This is a genomic window from Ruegeria spongiae, assembly GCF_023502395.1.
Lineage (GTDB): Bacteria > Pseudomonadota > Alphaproteobacteria > Rhodobacterales > Rhodobacteraceae > Ruegeria_C > Ruegeria_C spongiae.
The window spans coordinates 116764-134794 of the sequence record NZ_JAMFMB010000009.1 but is presented as its reverse complement, the minus strand read 5'-3'; the positions used below and the strand labels follow the sequence as shown (position 1 = coordinate 134794).

At 58.3% G+C, this 18031-nt stretch carries 19 protein-coding genes, 1 tRNA gene and 2 pseudogenes; 9 read left to right on the top strand and 13 right to left on the bottom strand.

The features are described from left to right. Nucleotides 1-186: 186 nt before the first annotated feature. Nucleotides 187-834, bottom strand: a complete 648-nt coding sequence (locus M3P21_RS09355; RefSeq protein ID WP_249709351.1) for a GntR family transcriptional regulator — start codon at nucleotides 832-834, stop codon at nucleotides 187-189. A gap of 30 nt (nucleotides 835-864) precedes the next feature. Further along, nucleotides 865-1560 (bottom strand): M48 family metallopeptidase, encoded by a 696-nt coding sequence (locus M3P21_RS09350; protein WP_249709350.1) that lies wholly within the window; start codon nucleotides 1558-1560, stop codon nucleotides 865-867. A gap of 99 nt (nucleotides 1561-1659) precedes the next feature. Here M3P21_RS09350 and M3P21_RS09345 point away from each other — a divergent pair, with 99 nt between their 5' ends. Together M3P21_RS09345 and M3P21_RS09340 are read left to right on the top strand one after the other, a co-directional pair. After that, entirely contained in the window at nucleotides 1660-1986 is a 327-nt protein-coding gene (locus M3P21_RS09345; protein WP_249709348.1) for a TIGR02300 family protein, read from the top strand. Nucleotides 1987-2108: 122 nt separating this feature from the next. Further along, nucleotides 2109-2184, top strand: a tRNA-Ala gene (locus tag M3P21_RS09340). A 624-nt stretch (nucleotides 2185-2808) separates the two neighbouring features. On the opposite strand, the gene M3P21_RS22655 is transcribed toward M3P21_RS09340, so the two are convergent. The 3 genes from M3P21_RS22655 to M3P21_RS09325 form a co-directional block, all read right to left on the bottom strand. Beyond that, entirely contained in the window at nucleotides 2809-3954 is a 1146-nt protein-coding gene (locus M3P21_RS22655) for a YHS domain-containing (seleno)protein (protein ID WP_308445939.1), read from the bottom strand. 263 nt (nucleotides 3955-4217) lie between these two features. Further along, nucleotides 4218-4580: an SPW repeat domain-containing protein gene (locus tag M3P21_RS09330; protein ID WP_249709347.1), complete on the bottom strand. Its 363-nt coding sequence runs from the start codon at nucleotides 4578-4580 to the stop codon at nucleotides 4218-4220. Nucleotides 4581-4694: 114 nt separating this feature from the next. Beyond that, nucleotides 4695-5645 (bottom strand): AraC family transcriptional regulator, encoded by a 951-nt coding sequence (locus tag M3P21_RS09325; protein WP_249709346.1) that lies wholly within the window; start codon nucleotides 5643-5645, stop codon nucleotides 4695-4697. A 136-nt stretch (nucleotides 5646-5781) separates the two neighbouring features. On the opposite strand from M3P21_RS09325, the gene M3P21_RS09320 reads away from it, so the two are divergent. The 5 genes and pseudogenes from M3P21_RS09320 to M3P21_RS09305 all read left to right on the top strand — a co-directional run. Continuing rightward, a complete protein-coding gene (locus M3P21_RS09320) occupies nucleotides 5782-6306 on the top strand; it encodes a DUF4142 domain-containing protein (RefSeq protein WP_249709345.1) in 525 nt (174 codons plus the stop codon). Beyond that, nucleotides 6306-6647, top strand: coding sequence for a cupredoxin domain-containing protein (locus M3P21_RS09315; protein WP_249709341.1), 342 nt, complete (start codon nucleotides 6306-6308; stop codon nucleotides 6645-6647). The genes M3P21_RS09320 and M3P21_RS09315 overlap by 1 nt, the downstream gene beginning before the upstream one ends. A 21-nt stretch (nucleotides 6648-6668) precedes the next feature. Next, nucleotides 6669-7211: a tetratricopeptide repeat protein gene (locus tag M3P21_RS09310; RefSeq protein ID WP_249709339.1), complete on the top strand. Its 543-nt coding sequence runs from the start codon at nucleotides 6669-6671 to the stop codon at nucleotides 7209-7211. 87 nt (nucleotides 7212-7298) lie between these two features. Then, nucleotides 7299-7460 (top strand): annotated as a pseudogene (locus M3P21_RS22720) (DUF488 domain-containing protein); the annotation flags it as partial. Nucleotides 7461-7498: 38 nt separating this feature from the next. Further along, nucleotides 7499-7639: pseudogene (locus M3P21_RS09305) on the top strand (IS110 family transposase); the annotation flags it as partial. A gap of 244 nt (nucleotides 7640-7883) precedes the next feature. On the opposite strand, the gene M3P21_RS09300 reads toward M3P21_RS09305, so the two are convergent. The 7 genes from M3P21_RS09300 to M3P21_RS09270 form a co-directional block, all read right to left on the bottom strand. Next, nucleotides 7884-8786, bottom strand: coding sequence for an NAD-dependent epimerase/dehydratase family protein (locus tag M3P21_RS09300; protein WP_249709337.1), 903 nt, complete (start codon nucleotides 8784-8786; stop codon nucleotides 7884-7886). Further along, complete coding sequence (locus M3P21_RS09295) at nucleotides 8783-9550, bottom strand: SDR family NAD(P)-dependent oxidoreductase (protein ID WP_249709335.1); 768 nt, start codon at nucleotides 9548-9550, stop codon at nucleotides 8783-8785. The genes M3P21_RS09300 and M3P21_RS09295 overlap by 4 nt, the downstream gene beginning before the upstream one ends. Nucleotides 9551-9559: 9 nt before the next feature. After that, entirely contained in the window at nucleotides 9560-11251 is a 1692-nt protein-coding gene (locus M3P21_RS09290) for a thiamine pyrophosphate-binding protein (protein ID WP_249709333.1), read from the bottom strand. Between the two features lie 68 nt (nucleotides 11252-11319). Next, entirely contained in the window at nucleotides 11320-12585 is a 1266-nt protein-coding gene (locus tag M3P21_RS09285; RefSeq protein WP_249709323.1) for a TRAP transporter large permease, read from the bottom strand. Next, entirely contained in the window at nucleotides 12582-13100 is a 519-nt protein-coding gene (locus tag M3P21_RS09280) for a TRAP transporter small permease (RefSeq protein ID WP_249709321.1), read from the bottom strand. The genes M3P21_RS09285 and M3P21_RS09280 overlap by 4 nt, the downstream gene beginning before the upstream one ends. 72 nt (nucleotides 13101-13172) lie before the next feature. Next, entirely contained in the window at nucleotides 13173-14210 is a 1038-nt protein-coding gene (locus tag M3P21_RS09275) for a TRAP transporter substrate-binding protein (protein ID WP_249709318.1), read from the bottom strand. 41 nt (nucleotides 14211-14251) lie between these two features. Further along, the gene (locus M3P21_RS09270; RefSeq protein ID WP_308445940.1) at nucleotides 14252-15193 is read right to left on the bottom strand and encodes an SMP-30/gluconolactonase/LRE family protein; all 942 of its coding nucleotides are present in this window, start codon (nucleotides 15191-15193) and stop codon (nucleotides 14252-14254) included. A gap of 106 nt (nucleotides 15194-15299) precedes the next feature. On the opposite strand from M3P21_RS09270, the gene M3P21_RS09265 reads away from it, so the two are divergent. After that, nucleotides 15300-16232 carry a LysR substrate-binding domain-containing protein gene (locus M3P21_RS09265; RefSeq protein WP_249709299.1) on the top strand — a complete coding sequence of 311 codons (933 nt, stop codon included), beginning with the start codon at nucleotides 15300-15302 and terminating at the stop codon, nucleotides 16230-16232. Nucleotides 16233-16398: 166 nt separating this feature from the next. Here M3P21_RS09265 and M3P21_RS09260 read toward each other — a convergent pair whose 3' ends face one another. Beyond that, a complete protein-coding gene (locus M3P21_RS09260) occupies nucleotides 16399-16824 on the bottom strand; it encodes a hypothetical protein (RefSeq protein WP_249709297.1) in 426 nt (141 codons plus the stop codon). Between the two features lie 61 nt (nucleotides 16825-16885). On the opposite strand from M3P21_RS09260, the gene M3P21_RS09255 reads away from it, so the two are divergent. Continuing rightward, nucleotides 16886-18019, top strand: coding sequence for a YcaO-like family protein (locus tag M3P21_RS09255; RefSeq protein WP_249709274.1), 1134 nt, complete (start codon nucleotides 16886-16888; stop codon nucleotides 18017-18019). Nucleotides 18020-18031 lie beyond the last annotated feature (12 nt).

Below are 18031 nucleotides of genomic sequence, written 5' to 3'. Positions count from 1 at the left end.
TTCAAAATAATATCGCAGCGCAGAAAGAAATCGCAACGCAGGAGACGAAGACAATCATGTTCGCGCGCATGAGTGTTCAAGCCAGATTGCAGGCTCACCCCGCCCGCGCAATGTGTCAAAATGGCGCGCCTGACCGGTCTATCTGGCTCATCCCGGCCCGGCGCCCCTTCCGGGATATTGGCTGCCTCAGCTTACCAGCAATCGCAACCCTTGCGTCACGTCCGAGCGCACCGCCAGCCGCAGCCCCGGCTCATCGCCCGCCTTGAGGGCGGCGATGATCAGACGGTGATAATGCGGCGGGTCGGTCCGGCGCAGGCGGCCATAAAGCGCGCGCATGGTCGGGCCCAGCTGCAACCAAACGGTTTCGGCCATGGCCAGCATGGCCGGCGCCTGGGCGCGCAGATAGAGTGTGCGGTGAAACTCCAGATTGGCGCGGATATAGCCCACCGCATCGCGTTTGCTGACCATTTCCGCGACCACACTGTTGATGGCCACCAGTCGGTCGATCAGCGCGATATGGGCGCGCGGCAGGGCGCGGCTGGCCAGTTCGACTTCAAGCAGCGCGCGCAGCGCGGCCAGTTCCTCGATCCGGTCATTGCTGAGTTCCGGGGTCGATACCCGGCCCGAGCTGGACAGGAACAGGGCACCTTCGGCCACCAGCCGCCGTACCGCCTCGCGCGCGGGCGTCATCGACACATCGTATTCCTTGCCGATCCCGCGCAGCGTCAGCGCCGCACCCGGCGCGATCTCGCCATGCATGATCCGGGTCCGCAGGCTACGGTAGATGCGGTCATGGGCAACTGGGGCCTGATCTGGCGCGCGCGTGGTCAGCATGCGACCATGTGATCACAAATGCTGCCGAGGTCAACCATCGGCATCCTCGAACCGGAATCGGTGCAGCGCGCCACCTTGTTCGCGCAACCAGCGGCGGGGTGCCTCATAGGGCCCGTGGATACGATCGACCTGTGCCCAGAACCGCGCCGAATGGTTCATCTCGGCCAGATGCGCCACCTCATGCGCCGCGACATAGCGCAGAACCGCAGACGGCGCGAGGATCAGCCGCCAGGAATACATCAGCGCGCCCTGAGACGAGCATGATCCCCAGCGCGACCGCGTATCCCTTAACGTGATCCGGGAATAATCCCGCCCCAGCGCCTGCGCATAATGGTCCGAGGCCGCAACCAGCCGATCGCGGGCCAACTCCTTGAGATAGCGCTGCAACCGCCGCGCTTCGGCCCCGGCAGGCACAGCGATCTCATCAGCACGCAATATGACCCGCCGTGCTGGCGCCCCGACAAGGGTGCGCGCCATGCCCTCGATCGGGATCTGCGCGCCCGGCACCACCAGCACCTGATCGGGACGCGCACTGATGTGATCGCGGATCCAGCCTTCCTTGGAGCGGGCGAACTCCAGCGCCTCGCGTTCTGGCACGCCTTTGGGCAGGGTCAGGGTGACCCGCCCGTCAAGCTGCGATATCCGCAGGCTGATCCGTCGCGCCCGCGCCGAGCGGCGCAGAAGCAGCGGTACCGGCGGCGCGCCGGGAAGGTGATGATCGGCCATGTTTGCGCCCCTTGCCCTCAAAGGCTTTGACAGTCCCTACAGCATATGGCAGGTGACCGGAATCGTCATACGACTCATGTGATATCAAGGGGATTTTCTATGCCCAAGGAAGAATGGGGCGTAAAGCGCGTTTGCCCGACCACCGGCAAGCGGTTTTATGACCTGAACAAGAACCCGATCGTCAGCCCCTATACCGGCGAGGTCGTGGAGTTCGACACCGGCAAGAGCCGGATGATCGCCGCTGATGCCGAGGATGCGGCCTCGGTCAAGGCCAAGCAGAACGCCGACGGCGACAACGCCGTTCTGGAAGATGACGACGCTGTCGACATCGAACTGGACGACGATCTGCTGGACGACGATGAAGAGGAGGACAGCGTACCCCTCGAAGAGATCGCCGACGTCGCCTCCGAAGACGACGATTCCTGACCCGTTTCAGCCGCGCCCGGCTGCGTGGCGACGGCCAAAAAATGCTGGCCCCGACGATTTTGCACTTGCGCTCGGGGCCAGCCTTTCATAAACGTCCGCCACCGTTTGATCGGTACAGGATAGGGGCCTTAGCTCAGTTGGGAGAGCGCTTGCATGGCATGCAAGAGGTCAGGGGTTCGACTCCCCTAGGCTCCACCATCCCGCACTTGGTGTATTTGGCATAGTTCCTCCATTTATTCGCTATGTTCTTCCATTTTGGCTTCGCTTTCAGCTTCAAGTCGTAAGCTCTGATTGTCTACGAAAATCTGACGTGTGGCGGGAGCCAACTCGCGCGCAGAAATCACTTGCCTTCTGCGACGTCCGGCGGATGGACGAAGCCGCTTGCGCGGCAATGGCGCTTCTGGCTGGGGTTTTGATCCGATCCAGACGACACGTGTTTTGTGATCTTGGTGAGCTGTCTGACGATTGAGGTTTCTCAATCTGATGACAGGAGGCTCTCATGAAGGATGATCCTGAACCTCGCGGCTTCCTCCTTCCGAGGTTTGTCAACGCGGGTCGCCGTCGGCGCCCAAAGGCAAAGTTGCACCCCGGCCCGCATCGAAAAACCTTCAGCATTGCAGACATTCACTACAAGTGCGAGAGAATTTGTGCTTCAAGTTGCAAGCCGACATTTGTTGCAAGAACGCATCTGCCAGAAGCCCTGGCTCGCACCAAGAATCTCGAGCCATCGCCTAGTAAACGGAATAACTGCCAACCTGCTAGTACAATTTCTAGAACTTGGTCTTAGACCACAATTCAGCATGTCTTTGCAGACGTTTGTGGTTACTTCATTTTTGAAGGCGTTTTCAACATGCCCGGAACCCGAAAGACGACGAGGTGCCTCACAAGGTCACTGCCCTCCGGCACGTAGGAGTCGATCCAGACACACTCCACCAAGCTCGGGGGAGGCCCTGGCCGCTCGACTAACTCGAGAATGCCAAGCATCCCGAGCTTCGGCCCCGTTGCTTGGTACGCGACGGCCTGCGCCCGGTAATCCCGGGCGACGACATCATCAACAACCCCGTGGTGTCGTTTGAGCTCGATGATGAACTGCACATCGCCGAAATCGACGTAGAGATCTGACCGCCCGGTCGCGATGCCAGGTACTTCCGGAAGAACATTGATGGCCGGCATGTTTCCGCGCAGCCATTCCCGAAGGTCACGCTGCAGATCATTCTCCACTGCATCAGCCCTCCTAAGATACGCACCCCGTGCGCCTAATTGTGCAAGGTCAGCATTCTGACGGTCTTCGCAAAAGGCCACGACCTGCTGGACAAGCTGATCGAACGCGAGACTGATATCGCCTCGATAATCTGTTGCGTTGGCAAGGCCATCAGCAAGCCCGTGATAGATCCGCTGAACGTCCCGCCGAATTTTTCGTCGTTCGCCGTTCACCTTGTCGGCAAGGGCGCTCTCTAATCTGCGGGCCATTTCTTCGGGTACCTGGCTCACTTCGACAGCTGTGCTGCGGATGTTTGTCCACTGGTCTTCGGCTTTGGAGATGGTGCCAGAGCGGTCTTTGTTGAATTCATCAAAGATGGCACGATTCAGGAAGACGTAGAGGGCACCGTCGATGACAGCGTGATACTCAGGGTCGCCGTCGAACTTTTTGCCGACCGACACGCCGAACGTGCAGTACCCACCGTTCTGAGGCAGGTATGCAGAGGGGTCTGCTTCGAACGTCTTCATGTTGTCTTCAGTGGAGAAGTAGTAGGCAACACTATCATGCACGGCTGTATAAGCCGCCGAGCCTTCGACGGGGTTTGCAGTTGCGATGAACTCAACCGGGTCCACGCCGTGCAGGCCCAACGGCGCACCAGCTGCCGTGATCCCGCGCGAAACGTTGTATTCGTCTGCTGCCATTGCGGCCGTGCTGCTGAGAGCGAGACCGGTCAAAAGAACAGAGGTGATTGCACGTTTTTTGAACATTAGAAGATCCTTTTTCTGACTGCGAACACCCGACTTCCGAGTGCCCATCTCGTGCTGATAGAGATATCAACTCAGAACAATCTAGCAATACAACCGGATTAAGTATGAACAGTTCGTATGCTTTTTTAAACGATCTGAGATACTCGGGGGAAATGAGAAGGTCATCCAGCTTTCAGTCCCCTACTTGGTGTCTAAACCGAAGATATCTTCAAGCGGGCAAGGGGCCGCACATGCTGTACGACCCCCAACTACGTCACTGAGGCTCAAGCGCTCAATGCTGCGTCTTCTGGCTGATGGAGGCCAACAACCAAAAGGACGGTTGCGCCAAGCAGCGCGTAGTACCAGAAGTCGAGGCCCGTGAAGCCGAGCACAAAAGGCGCTACGACAAAGACAACGCCAACCAGCCCATCAACAGCCAAGTGTAGGCTGTAAGGCAGGACACGGATAAGGCCGAGGTGGTGATCGGTGAGGACCGTCAGGCCGAAGGCCGCTACACCGGTGGCGACAGAAAGCCAAAACGCCAGTGCGTTGTCAGCGCCGAGGCCGAACAGAAATGGCATAGCGATCAGGCCAATGGCGACGGGATAATCAAGATAAGCGTGGATGGTTTTGGTTACAAAGCGCATGGTATTTTTCCTCAAGGTTAGAACTGCGACGCAGCATTGATGAGGTCAAATTAGACTCTTGTTTTGGATGCATCCATGTCCAAAAGTTTGGGAAAACTCGCAGATCGTTCAATCCTATGTACGTGCGAGATTTTGTGACTTGCGAAATTCAGCAGGCGTCATTCCAGTCTCTTTCTTGAAAACGCGTGTGAAAGAAGAGTCTGAAGAGTATCCGGCATTTTCAGCCGCTTCGGTAAGCGACGCACCCGGCTCCTGCAGAACACGCTTAGCAAGCTCCATCCGCCAACGCGTGACATATTCTAAGGGTGTCATATTCATCATCTTTTGGAACTGAACGGCAAAGCTTGTCCGCGACATACCTGCGGCTTGGGCAAGGGTTTCTACCGTCCAACCCTCTGTCGGTGATTTGTGAAAAGCATCAAGTGCACGGCTGAGGTTTTTGTCAGAAAATGCTCCCAATCCCCATTCTGTTGCCTCATCACCATCGATGAAGCTGCGGATGGCTTGCGCGAAAATCGCTTCTGACATCTTCAGTGCAATGAGATCTCCGCCCATCTTCGCTCCACCGGCTTCCTCCCCGATCATGCGGAGCGTGGCTTCCATCCAACGCCCGGCGCTCTCGCCATAATTTTTGAGGTGAATGTATGGAGGCAAGCGCTCCACTAAGACGTGACGTGAGCTCGGATCGAAGGAGAAATGCCCGCAGACCAGCTGCGTTTCGCTCTGCATTTCTTCCCCGCCATACACGAGAACACCTGAGCCATCGTAACCTGATTTTTCCAGCACAGCGTCAAGCGGCAGTATGGTCTTCTCCGGCTCATGTCCACAGTAGAGCGAGTGCGGCGCGCCATGCGGAATGATGACAAGATCGCCTTGTGCGAGGTCAACGATAGCGTCCGTACCATCCACACGCACCAGGCAACTACCGCGATGCGCAAAGTGAAATCGAGCGACGTTCTCGTAGTTCGGAACGGCAACGCCCCATGGCTTTGAGAACGATGTGCGGAAGTACAGGGTTCCCTGCATCGAGAGGTTCGTCAGGATATGGCTAAGGAGATCAAGCATAGAATGTACTTACGATAAATAACGGGCATGTACAGGGGTTTGAACGATCTGCACAGGATTTCGAACGTTTGGCCATACCTGCGTCCGCGGGAAAAGAACTATCCAAACACATCGAAAACCTAGGGAGAAAACTCAAATGAAAAAACTGATTGCTTCACTTGTTGCCGCTGTTGCCATGTTTGGATCGCAAGCAATTGCGCAAGACGTCGCCGACATGAGCGATTTGGAATACGCGCACATTGCGTACACAGCCGACAACATTGACATCCGCTATGCGCACCTCGCACTCGCACTCTCGACAAACCCCGAAATACATGAGTTTGCGAATACGATGATCCGAGATCACACCGCCGTAAATGAGGCCGCTCTGGCCTTGCTGGCAAAACTCGGCGCGTCAGCACAGGATAATGCATTAAGCCAAACGTTAAATACCAACGCCGAAGAGATCATCAATGGTTTTGTCCAGTTGCGTGGCGTGGAGTTTGACAAAGCCTATGCCGAAAATGAGCTGGCGTATCACCAGGCCGTCAATGAATTGGTTGAAAACACGATGATCCCAAACATCGATAACGCAGAGGTCAAAGCGCTGTTCGAGCAAGGGTTGGAGATTTTTAAAGCCCACGAGATGCATGCCGAAATGATGGTCAAGGCGCTCCAGTAATGGAAAAGTCTGTTTCACGTCGTGGCGTGATGGTCGGAGCAGCCGCTTTTGCGGCTGTTCTGACTCCAATCGCATCCGCTGCTGAGAACAAAGTGCATGAAGTCGAGATCGAATCGTTCGAGTTTGAACCCGCGCATGTCCGAGTGCGGCTTGGCGACACCATTCGGTGGACCAATAGGGACTTGGCACCTCATACTGCAACCGCAGATGAATTTGGTTGGGACACCGAAGAACTCGCGCAGGGTGAAAGCGGTGACGTTATTGTCACCGAGGGCATAGAGACATCCTACTTCTGTGTCTTTCATCCTCATATGAAAGGCACAATCGAGGTCATCTCTTAAGCAAAGATAAGGACTATTTTCATGCGTTTTAAGGGACCTTTTTCCCTCGCGCTGGTATTGGCGGGCCCTCTTATGGCCGGGGCGTGCCCCAACCCAGCCGTAGTATCTGAAGATCACACGAATCTATTTGACACTCTAAAGACCTCTCCGACTGAGATGGCTGGTTTATCGATCCAAAATCAAATCTGGGAGCTATGGATCGTAGCGCCTGATGAGCAGTCACAATTGATGCTCGATGACGGACGCGAACGCATCCGCTACGGCGACTATGAGAGAGCAGAGAACGTGTTCTCAGAGCTTATTGAATATTGCCCAAGCTATGCGGAAGGTTGGAATCAGCGCGCATTCCTAAGGTTTTTGCGCCAGGACTATGGCAGGGCGCTTGATGACATCACTGAAGCCCTGAAACTGGAGCCACTTCACTTTGGCGCTTTGGCAGGACGGGCGACAACACTGATCAACATGGGTAGAACCGAAGTGGGCGTAGAGGCTCTCAGAGAAGCCATTAAGGTCAATCCTTGGCTTTCCGAACGGCACATGATGCCGAGAGGCGAAGACCTTTAGCAAACCCGGTTACCATGGTGGAACGCCACGCCAATGATTCAGATAAAACGCATCTACGAGCCGCCATCAGAGGACGACGGCTAGCGCGTGCTTGTTGATCGCATATGGCCTCGCGGCGTCTCCAAAGATGCCGCGAAGCTCGACGATTGGATGAAAGAAGTGACCCCAAACCCTGACCTCCGTATATGGTTCGGGCATGACCCGGAGCGATGGGAAGAGTTCAAGTTCCGGTATGTCGCTGAATTGCAAGGTTCCACGCAGATGTCCGACAAACGCAATCGCACCCGGAACGCGCGAGCAAGTGGCTCACGTCGCTGTTGGAACGCAAACCAGCCCGCGTCGCCACCGTCGCCATGGCCAACAAAACCGCACGGATCGTCTGGGCCGTTCTCACTCGCAACGAACCTTACAACCCGCACACCGCTTGAGGAGAAAAGGAACAACGAGTTAGCAAGACCTGCGAGATGATGGTGCATAAGTCTGCCGCCAAAACCAAGACAACCCGTCGAAAGTCCCGGGCGCAATTGCCCGCAAAGCTGTAAGGGACTTGGTTTGCGGAACCCATCAGGGCCAGCGGTCAAAACAGCCATCGGGTTGTTTACGATGCAAACTCGAAAACGTGTAGCTATTGACCACCAGCATATCCGCAGATGGAGTTCCCTTTTCACCCCCTCAACCGCCAATACCCGGTTTCGCGGACAGTGCCTCGATCGTTCGCTTTGTGCCTTCCTCAAGCGATACAGCATCCCAATCGCCAAGAAGGTTGCGCAATGGCGTGTTGTCGAGCCGTGACGGGCTGTTTCGTACCACATCAGCTGCGCTGACATCAGCCTTCGGGATTACCGCGCGGATCGCAGCCATCAGATCCTCGACCGTGCGAAGCTCTGTGGTCAAATCACTGACAATAGGTTTTCTCGGGTCTGCCGCAAGGCACCGCATGAAGATGTCGGTCACCTCGTCCACATGCTGAAAGCACATCTTACCACGGAAGGGCATTTCATAAGGCTTGCCCTGGGCGGCTGCGCGCATGGCGTGGGTGATGGCGGCGGTTTCGCCTTCGGTGCGTTCCGGGCCGTAGACGATGTTCGGACGCAGGCCGACCGCTTTGATCCCGTGATCCAGCGCATAGACTTTCGCAATGTCCTCGCAGCACCGCTTGTAGGCACCATAGAGATTGACCGGGGAATCGAAGGGCGCACGCGGGCGGGCGGCAAGCGAGCTGGTATAAACGAGCCTCGAGATTTCCAGCGCACGCGCCGCCTCGAACACATTGATATGGCCGATCAGATTGACCTCGGCACCCAGAACGGGATTGGCTTTGCAACCCGGAATGACCATTGCCGCAAGATGTGTAATTGCCCGGATATCATGTGTTTTGCACAGGGCCAGCAGCGCTACTAAGTCGCGGATATCACCTTTGACATAGTGAACTCCTTCGACTCTGGACTCGGCAGGCGGTTCCGCCAGATCAAAGATAACGACGATTTCCCCCGATTGCCGTAGAGCGCGCACTAGGGATTTTCCCAGAAACCCGGTGCCGCCGGTCACCAATACCGGCCCAATCTTGTCCGTCATGAACACATCCCTTGTCCGCCATTCACGTCAATAAGCTGTCCGGTTATGAAGCCCGCCTCTTCAGAGGCGAGGAAGGCAACTGTGGCCGCCACATCCTCGACCCGGCCGTTGCGCCGCATGGGGATCGCCTGCAGGGCCGCCTCGCGTTCTTCCGGGGTCATGCGCTGCGCCAGCAGTCCTTCGACCCGAGGCGTCAGGATCGCGCCAGGGCAGACCGCGTTGCAGGTGATGCCATGGGGGCCGAACTCTTGCGCCAGCTGCAGGGTCATCGACTGCACCGCGCCCTTGGCAGCGACATAGTTTGCGCCAGTGAACAGGCTGCCATAGCGCCCGGCCTTTGAGCCGAGGTTGACGATCCGGCCAAAGCCCTTTTCCATCATATGCGGCAGAACCAGCCGCGTCAGCCGAACCGCCGCGGTGACATTCAGGCCCATGACCCGGTCCCAATCCTCATCCCTTTCCTCCAGAAACGGGCGCGGCGTGTGCAGCGATCCGCCGGCATTGTTGACCAGCGTGTCGAGGCGCAACCCGTCTGCCTCAAGCCTTGAGACTGTTGCGGCAAGCGCGACATCGTCCATAAGATCGACCTGCTCAAACCGGATCCCCTTTGCTTCGGGGCGCGCTTTGGCGGTTCCGATGGCCTCGGCACTCCGGTCAAGGACCACAGCCGCGGCCCCTTCTCGGGAAAAGCGTTCAGCCATGCTCAGCCCGAGCCCGTCGGCACCGGCTGAGATCAGGACTGTGCGGTTGTCAAATCGTGTCATCATTCGATCTCACAGCGGGTCGTAGTCTGAGCAATCCCGGTGGCTGGCCGCCGGATCGACCTTGACGTCGATCAGCACCGGACCGCCACGTTTGTGGCCTTCCGCCAGCGCATCGTGGATCTGGTCGGCTTCAGTCACGGTGATACCGCTGCCCCCAAGCCCTTCGGCCACTTTGGTGAAGTCATGGTCGGGGAAATCCACCGCGATCTTCTGGTTGCCCAGATTGTCGCGGACCATGCCGAGCCCCGCATTGTTGGCCACCAAATAGACCACGTCCAGACCCCGCTCTGCCGCGGTCGCGATGGCATCCATGGTCATGACAAAGCCACCGTCGCCCACGACGCCCGTCACCCGCTTTTCAGGGGCCACGATCTTTGCACCGGTTGCGGCGGGGGTGGACCAGCCCATGCCGCCGATCCCGCCCGGTGCGATCAGTTGATTGGGATGTTGCAGCGGCAGGCGCGTGGTGGCCCAGATCCGGTTGGTGCCGGCGTCAAGCGTGAGCAGATCGTCCTCGGTCAGAAAACCGCCAAGCGCGCGCATGATGTCGGCATAGTGGACCGTGCCAGGTTTGGTAGGGAAATTCGGCAAAAGACCATAGTCATTGTCGCGTTTGATCCGCGCGATCACCTCTTTTCGCTGAGCCACAAAGTCCGTGTCATGGGGGCGGCTGCCAGCCAAGAGGGCCGCCACCTCGCCGACATCACCGGTCACGGCATGATCCACTGGCACAACCCAGCCCGCATTGCGGGGATCGTGGTCGACCTGAATGATGGTCTGATCGCCCGGGCGGATCATCTTTTCGTCGCCGAAGCGCGTGTATTCCGGCCCGAGGGAACAGCCCAGAACCAGGATCACATCGGCAGCCTGCACCGCCCGGTTGGCCGCAGCCGACGCCCATGTGCCCATCATGCCCACGGCGATATCGCAGGTCTCGTCGATAGTGCCCTTGCCATGGTAGCTCGACGCGATGGCGATGCCGTTTTGCTGGGCCAGCTTCTGAAGCGTGGGCCCCGAACGGGTGGAGTAGACGCCGTTGCCGACGATCATCACCGGCTGTTTGGCGCCTTCCAGCAAGGTCTTGATCTTGTCCACGGCGTCCCGGTCGACACGCGGCGGTGTGTGATGCAGATAGCCTTCGGTCGGGTAAAGCCGTGCGCGGGCCTCTGTCGGCACCTCTTGCTTGATGATGTTGGAGCGCATGATCATCGCCGCGGGTCCCTGCCGGGGCGTCATCGCGTGCTTGATCGCCAGTTGCGTGCCATAGATCGCCTCGTTGGGCGTGGTCGCGTAGGTGGCGTATTTGGTCATGGTCTTGAGAACGGCGAACGCATCGGCGGCGCCGTAATCGCCGGTCATGGTCTGATAAACCCCATGCTGGGCAAAACCGTCATAGCAGGAGGTATCGGTCAGAACGACCATCGGCGAGGATGAGAAATAGCCCTCCAGAATGCCGAACGCCCCGGTCGAGGTTGCAAAGGGACCCTGCGCCATCAGAAGACCCGGCTGCCCGGTCATTTTGCCCGCCACCTGGGCCATCACGCTGGCGCTCTGCTCACTGCGGGCTAGCACCACGTCGAACTCGTCCTTGCGGTCGTGAAACGCCGGCAGCGACCAGGTGATGCCGAGGCCCGGCAGGGTGAAGCCGCGAGTGATCCCGGATTCGATAAACGTGTTGATGATGCCTTCATTGGTAAGCATGGTCGTCCTTTCAGAGTGCCCTGACTGGTTTCAGCCACCAGAGCGATGGTATGTTTGGTTTTTCTTCGCTATTTGAACGAGAGCAGGATCAGGCTGATTTGCGGGAAGAAGAGCAGGACCAGCAGCCCGACGATTATCGTGCCGATGAACGGCAGAACCCGGCGGGATATCTCCTCGATCTTCAGCCCCGAGATGCCGCAGGCGACAAACAGGTTGACGCCCAATGGTGGGGTCAAAAAGCCGATTTCGCTGGTCACCACCAGAAGCACTCCGAAATGGATCGGGTCGATGCCCAGCTGCTTGACCAGCGGCAGCAAGATCGGTGTGAGGATGATGACGGTCGAGAGCGTCTCCATAAAGGTGCCGAGCACGATCAGGATGGCACAGATCATCAAGAGCATCAGGATCGGGTCGCTGGTCACGGTCAGCAGCGAGGCCGCGATCTTCTGCGGGATCAGGTTCAGCGCCAGGAACTCGCCAAAGAAGATGGCGGTGCCCATGATCACGATCAGCCCGCCGCACACCGTGCTGGCCTCGCTCAGCGCCGCCCAGGTGGATTTGATGCCGATCGTGCGTTTGATCACCACGCCGACCAGCAGCGCATAGACCACCGCGATGACCGAGGCCTCGACCGGTGTATAGATGCCGCCATAGATGCCACCCAGAACGATGAAGGGCGTGGCCAGCGAGAATTTGGCCTGCCAGAGCGCGATCAGGAATTCGCGCCACACGAACTCTCGTACCGCGCCACGATAGCCGTTGCGGCGCGACAGGAAATAGGTGGTGCCCACCAACAGCGCGCCCATCAGAATGCCGGGCAAAAGACCGGCGAGGAACAGGTCGCCGATCGAGACCGAGGCCAGTACGCCATAGACGATCATCGGATTCGAGGGCGGCAGCAGGATGCCCAGTGTGCCGCCGGACGAGGCGACGGAGGCGGCGAAATCGGTGGGATAGCCGTCGTCTTTCATCGCCGGGATCAGCAATGTTCCGATGGCGGCCACTGTGCCGGGTCCAGAGCCCGAGATCGCGGCAAAGAACATGCAACTGAGGATGGTGACGATGGCCAGCCCGCCATAGGCGCCACCGACAATGGTGCGCATCACCGAGATGATGTCGCGGGTGATGCCGGCACGCGACATGATGGCGCCGGCCAGCACGAAGTTCGGGATCGCCAGCAGCGGGAACTTGTCGACCCCGTCAAACAGGCTGTGAGCCAGCGATTCAAGCGGGATCGGCGAGGTCAGCAGCTCGATCAGCGAGGGAACGCCCAGGGTGGCGAAGATCGGGACACCGAGGGCGAGGCAGATCAAAAAGACAAGTGCGAAGGTCATGCTGCGTCCTCCGGTCCGGCGTTGTGGCCGTCGGCGATCACCGGAATACCGTGGCGCCAGAATTTCCACTGCCGTTCAAGAATGCGCAGGATCATCAGGGCGTGGGCCAGCGGGATGATCACATAAAGCCAGGCCAGCGGCAGGAACAGCGAAGTGGAGTACACCGGATACTTCAGCGTCCGCTCGATCAGCAGGATCCCGGCGTAAACCACAAACCCATTGAAAACGATCCAGATCGCGTCGGCCATGACAGTTGCGATCTTCTCGCCGCCGGGCACCCAGCGCATGAACAATGTGACGCGGATATGGGTGCCGCGCTGTGCGGCCAGACTGGCCGAGATGTAGACGAACCAGACAAAGGCAAAGCGCGAGATCTCCTCGCTCCAGGTCAGCCCGGTTTGCAATACGTAACGAAAGAACACCTGGGTCGCGAGGATCAGCACCAAGAGTGCCAGCGACAGGTTGGCGAAAACCAGTTCGAAATGGTTGAACCTGGCGGATAATTTGCCGAGCATCTCAGCCTCCCCGGGTGTGTCGATGTGGGCGACAGGGGCCTGCGTGGCCCCTGTCGTTTTCTGCGGCTTGGCTCAGAAAGCGCCGGTGTCGCGGTATTTGACGGTCATGTTGACCCAGTCCTCACCGCCGCCGACCAGCTCAAACAGCTGCGGCCATGCGCCCTGTGCCTTTTCGGCCCAAACCTCGGCGTCCTGCAACTCACAGAAGGTCACGCCGTGATCCTCGGTCAGCGCCTTGTGCACTCGCTCGCCGTTGCTGGCGACGAATTCGGCATGGCTTACGTCGACCTCGGCCGCCGATAGCAGGATCACCGCCTGATCTTCTTCCGAAAGGCTCTGGAAGAACGGCTCGTTCATGATCACGACAGCCGCCAGCGGCAGATAGGTGGCCTCGGTGATGTATTTGATGTGCTCATGGAAGCCCATGTTCAGGATCACGTCGGTCGGACTGTCAAAGCCGTCGACAACACCGGTGGCGATGGCACCAAAGGTCTCGCCCCAGGCGATCGGATAGGTCGATACGCCCCAGCTTTCCCACATGGCGGTCATCACCGGGTTTTTTGGCGCCCGGATCTTCATACCCTGCAGATCGTCGATGCTGTCGATGCACTGATCCTTGGAAAAGAGCGAGCGGAACGAGTTGGTATAGCCGCCTACCACGCGGATCGAGCCGCTTTCACCCAGGACCCGTTTGTTCAGCTCGTCGCGGTAGGCGCCGGCACGCAACAGGCCGCCCTCACCAGTCAGATCGTCCGGGCTGCCGTTGAGATACGGCAGGACCAGAACATTCAGCGACGGCGCCAGCTGCGCCACGTTGTTGGCGGTGATGCCGCTCATCTGGACTGTGCCAAGCTGCACTTTCTGGGCCGCGGCCTGTTCCGACCCCATCACGCCGCCGTCCAGCACTTCGATGACAATCTCACCATTCGAGTTGGCGGCCACGCGCTCGGCCAATTGGTGCGCATAAACGCCGTAGGTGTGGTCTGCCGGGCAGCAATGCGCGTATTTGATGGTCACACGCGGTTCGGCTGTTGCCGTAAGTGCGCCAGCCGCCAGCGACGCTACCGCCAAAATGGCGAAGCTCAGCGCTCCGAGATATTTCCGTATCATGGTTTCCTCCGTTGATTGTTCTGGTGGTTTCTTGTCTTGTTTCACTCTGCCTTTGTTCCGACGCGAAAACGCGACTCCGGGATTCCGGTCACGCCCAACCCGTTGACAGCGAACAGCGCGCCAGCTTCAGGTTCCTGCGCCATTTCTTCGTCGCTCATCGAAAAAGTCGCCGATGTGACATAAAGCGTTTCCATCTCCGGCCCGCCAAAGCTGCACATCGTCGGGCAACTGACCGGCAGTTGAATCTTGCGAAGCATCTGTCCATCAGGGGAAAAACAGCCAACAGCGCCGCCCTGGAACAAAGCGCCCCAGTAATTTCCATCCTTGTCCACGGTGGCCCCGTCGATGCGGCCGTCATAGGCACCGGTGTCGACAAAATCGCGTCGGTTCGAAATCTCTCCGGTCTGAATATCCAGATCGTACTGGAAAGACTGGTCCAGCCGGCTGTTGGAAAAAAACATCCGACGCCCATCCGGGCTAAAGGCGATACCGTTCGAGACCGTGATACCGTCTTCCACGCAGTCCCATGTAAGGTCGCGGTCTAAGCGATAGAGGCTGGCGTTGGCGGTCGCAAAATTGCGGTTCATCGAACCGCACCAGAACCGGCCCTGCCGGTCTACCTTGCCATCGTTCAGGCGGGTATCTGCAAGATCGGGCTCGGGATCGCCGATCCACTCGATTTTCGCATCCGGCAATGACAGATCGACAAATGCGAACCCATCCGCGAGCCCGGCGATCAGCCGTTGATCCTCGCACAGACCGATCGAGCCGACGATCGTGGGCAGTTTCCAGCTTTGTGCCTGCGATCCACCTGCCTTATCCCGCCAGATGCGCTGCTCAAGACTGTCGATCCAGAAAAGCCGTTGCAACCGGTCATCCCATAACGGACATTCCCCCAAAGTCGTTGGGCCTCGCCAGAGGCAAGTAACGTCCGGTGCTTCCCCGGATGCCGACCGGTTCCGATCGGTATTCGCGACTTCCACTGGTTTTGTGTGCGGTATCGAGTTCACGGCATACCCCCCTGGAATCAGGCTAGCCGAAACGAATAGAGCGGAATATTGTATTTATTATCGATTGAAAGTTCAAAAAATGAAGATAAGCATTCGCCAGCTGTCATATGCCGTTGCCGCAGCACGCGAGGGATCGATCAGCGGTGCGGCGGACGTCCTGAATATCTCGACATCTTCCATTCTGACGGCCATCGACAAATTCGAGCAGGAATTCGGCATACAGCTTTTTGTGCGGCAGCGCGCCAAAGGATTAACAACCACCGCCGTAGGGGAACGCGCCATCGCGCGCACGATCCGCCTTCTGGACGAGGCCGAGGCCTTTGAACAGGATCTGAGCGGTGGCAGTGCAGAGCTGTCAGGACACCTGTCGGTTGGCGCATTCACATCGATTTCTCCGAGCATCGCGCCCCGTGTCATCCGTGAGCTTCAAGCCGAACATCCTGGCCTGATCGTCCACCTGCACGAGGGCGATTTGGTCGAAATTCAGGAGAGCCTAAAAAACGGGACTGTCGATGTCTTATTGACTTATGATGCAGGGCTGGACGAGGAGTTTGAAACCGAGTTTCTGATCAATGCGCCGCCCCATGTCGTATTGTCGGAATGCGATCCGCTGGCGGAATTGGACAAAATCTCGGTGAAAGATCTGAGCGGTCGGACTTTGTTACTGCTGAACCTTCCGCAATCGCGCAAATACATCCTTTCAATGTTTGAGCAACATCACATCCAGCCCGGACGTATTCAAAGGGTTGAATCCTTCGAAATGGTGCGCAGTGCAGCCGCCGCCGGGCTTGGGGCCGCAATCCTCAACGTTCGTCCACCCAGCAACACAACCTATAGCGGATACAAGGTCGTCTGTCGACCACTGGCGGAAGGCCAGCCAGGACCGAACATCGTTCTGGCGACCCGGCCCGGAGGAAGGATAAGTCGCCGAGCGGCGGCGTTTTCGCAAAGCTGCCGCCAGTTTTTTCAAGAAGACGATGCTAAGCTATTTGTCGTAACCAAACGGGAGTGAACCAGACGCGCTGATGCGCAGCAAACGGTCGAACTGGATTGTGGCACTATCTTCGCGCGTGAATGACCGGAAACTGGACATCTGCTGTGCTGCAGCGAAGGTACGGTCTCGGTGCGTGCCCATTCGAGACCCGCAAACGACCGCTTCGATGACATGCGCTGCGTCGCTACGACAGACGTGCCGCACGTGCGAGAGAATGCGGCGTCAGCGAGTTCGCAAAACCCAAGGTCGGCAGAGTCCGCTCCTCGATGGTACGGGCAAGCCGCAGTGAAAGCGCAGTCTCGGGTCGCGCCAAAACAGCGGCGGCGAATGACCGGTCCGACGACAGGGCCTGCAACGCAGCGAAGACAACGCCGCGCCCGCGAGCCATTGCTGCAACAGCAATAGCCGCGAGAGCAAAAGGCGGGTTTGTCCGCGTCTGAGTTGTCGGATCAAGCTGCGGCGAATTGACAGTTTCGGTCTCAGCCAAATTCGCGCTGTCGAACGGCTGCTTCGGTGACTTTCGCTTCGTAGCGACGATGAACGTGCCGCAGATGCAAACGGTTGCTGCGTCAGCAACATGCCCGAAGGCCAATGTCTGGAGAGTCCGCATAGCGGCCTCTGATGCGTTGCACCTTGAACGACTGCAGAAAGTCCGCCTCTTTCCAGTCCCATTGATTTTGAATCCCCAAGGCAAGGGGCAGAGCGATACGCAAGCCAAGGTAAGTTGTCTGGGCGAAGCGATTGAGCGCTATTCCTGCTGCCACACCGACGACATCGACACGCACCGTGGCACCTTCGCCGGGATGGGAGCACAAGCCATCCACCCAAACGCGGTGCAACAGTTCAGCGAGGCTCAATTCGCACACCGTGATGAGATCAATCGCGACAGCGGCACCTTCAATCAGGTGCCCCAGCGGTTTAGTCCCAATGTTGAGCTGTCTTGGTCGCCGCTCTGGTCACTGACCAAGCACCGCACTCGATGGTTGCCAACGGCGATGTGCTATTTCAACTACGACTCGACCGAAGGGGGCACCGGCCCGCGATTTGCAAGCTGCAATTCAAACGGCTGCGCCTCGGGCAATACACTGGAAGAGGCTATCCTTCAGGGGCTGTTCGAACTGATCGAACGCGATGCTGTCGCGCTGTGGTGGTACAACCGTCTGCACCGTCCCGGCGTTGATCTGGCCTCGTTCGATGACGCGTTCATTGCAAACGCACAATCCATGTGTGCGGCTCGTGGTCGGACCCTACAGGTCATCGACCTCACGAGCAATCTGGGTATCCCGGTCTTTGTGTCGGTCAGCGCGAAAGAGGCGGATGGCGGCATGGTCTGTCTGGGCTTTGGGTGCCATCTGGACCCACGGCTGGCGATCTCGCGCGCGATTACCGAGATGTTTCAGATGCTGTCCCGGGATGAGGATTTGACGGATGTCCGCAGTCTCTCGGACGATCCGGAATACATCAATTGGTTCGAAAACGTTACCCTGCAAACGGACCCCTATCTCGCCGCTGATCCTGCTGCGACAACCTGCGCCGAGACCCACACGGACCAATCCTCCGATGACATCGCGCAGGACGTGCAGTTTTGTGTCGACAGGCTGGCCGAAAGCGGGCTTGAAACGCTGGTGCTGAACCACACGCGGCCCTATGTCGGTTTTCCCACCGCGCGTGTCGTAGTGCCCGGGCTGCGCCATTTCTGGTCCCGGTTCGCGCCAGGCCGGCTGTTTGAAGTGCCGGTTGCGATGGGCTGGCGCGAAACGCCGCTGGCCGAGGACGCACTGAACCCCAACAAGTTTATTTGGTGAGCATAATGAGGA

Bases quoted from the DNA above. Each gene is read 5' to 3' on its own strand.
- M3P21_RS09280 (WP_249709321.1), bottom strand. From the start codon at position 13,100: ATGCTCGGCAAATTATCCGCCAGGTTCAACCATTTCGAACTGGTTTTC.
- M3P21_RS09285 (WP_249709323.1), bottom strand. From the start codon at position 12,585: ATGACCTTCGCACTTGTCTTTTTGATCTGCCTCGCCCTCGGTGTCCCG.
- M3P21_RS09295 (WP_249709335.1), bottom strand. From the start codon at position 9,550: ATGACACGATTTGACAACCGCACAGTCCTGATCTCAGCCGGTGCCGAC.
- M3P21_RS09275 (WP_249709318.1), bottom strand. From the start codon at position 14,210: ATGATACGGAAATATCTCGGAGCGCTGAGCTTCGCCATTTTGGCGGTA.
- M3P21_RS22655 (WP_308445939.1), bottom strand. From the start codon at position 3,954: ATGTTCAAAAAACGTGCAATCACCTCTGTTCTTTTGACCGGTCTCGCT.
- M3P21_RS09265 (WP_249709299.1), top strand. From the start codon at position 15,300: ATGAAGATAAGCATTCGCCAGCTGTCATATGCCGTTGCCGCAGCACGC.
- M3P21_RS09330 (WP_249709347.1), bottom strand. From the start codon at position 4,580: ATGCGCTTTGTAACCAAAACCATCCACGCTTATCTTGATTATCCCGTC.
- M3P21_RS09290 (WP_249709333.1), bottom strand. From the start codon at position 11,251: ATGCTTACCAATGAAGGCATCATCAACACGTTTATCGAATCCGGGATC.
- M3P21_RS09325 (WP_249709346.1), bottom strand. From the start codon at position 5,645: ATGCTTGATCTCCTTAGCCATATCCTGACGAACCTCTCGATGCAGGGA.
- M3P21_RS09345 (WP_249709348.1), top strand. From the start codon at position 1,660: ATGCCCAAGGAAGAATGGGGCGTAAAGCGCGTTTGCCCGACCACCGGC.
- M3P21_RS09320 (WP_249709345.1), top strand. From the start codon at position 5,782: ATGAAAAAACTGATTGCTTCACTTGTTGCCGCTGTTGCCATGTTTGGA.
- M3P21_RS09350 (WP_249709350.1), bottom strand. From the start codon at position 1,560: ATGGCCGATCATCACCTTCCCGGCGCGCCGCCGGTACCGCTGCTTCTG.
- M3P21_RS09310 (WP_249709339.1), top strand. From the start codon at position 6,669: ATGCGTTTTAAGGGACCTTTTTCCCTCGCGCTGGTATTGGCGGGCCCT.
- M3P21_RS09260 (WP_249709297.1), bottom strand. From the start codon at position 16,824: ATGCGGACTCTCCAGACATTGGCCTTCGGGCATGTTGCTGACGCAGCA.
- M3P21_RS09355 (WP_249709351.1), bottom strand. From the start codon at position 834: ATGCTGACCACGCGCGCGCCAGATCAGGCCCCAGTTGCCCATGACCGC.
- M3P21_RS09315 (WP_249709341.1), top strand. From the start codon at position 6,306: ATGGAAAAGTCTGTTTCACGTCGTGGCGTGATGGTCGGAGCAGCCGCT.
- M3P21_RS09300 (WP_249709337.1), bottom strand. From the start codon at position 8,786: ATGACGGACAAGATTGGGCCGGTATTGGTGACCGGCGGCACCGGGTTT.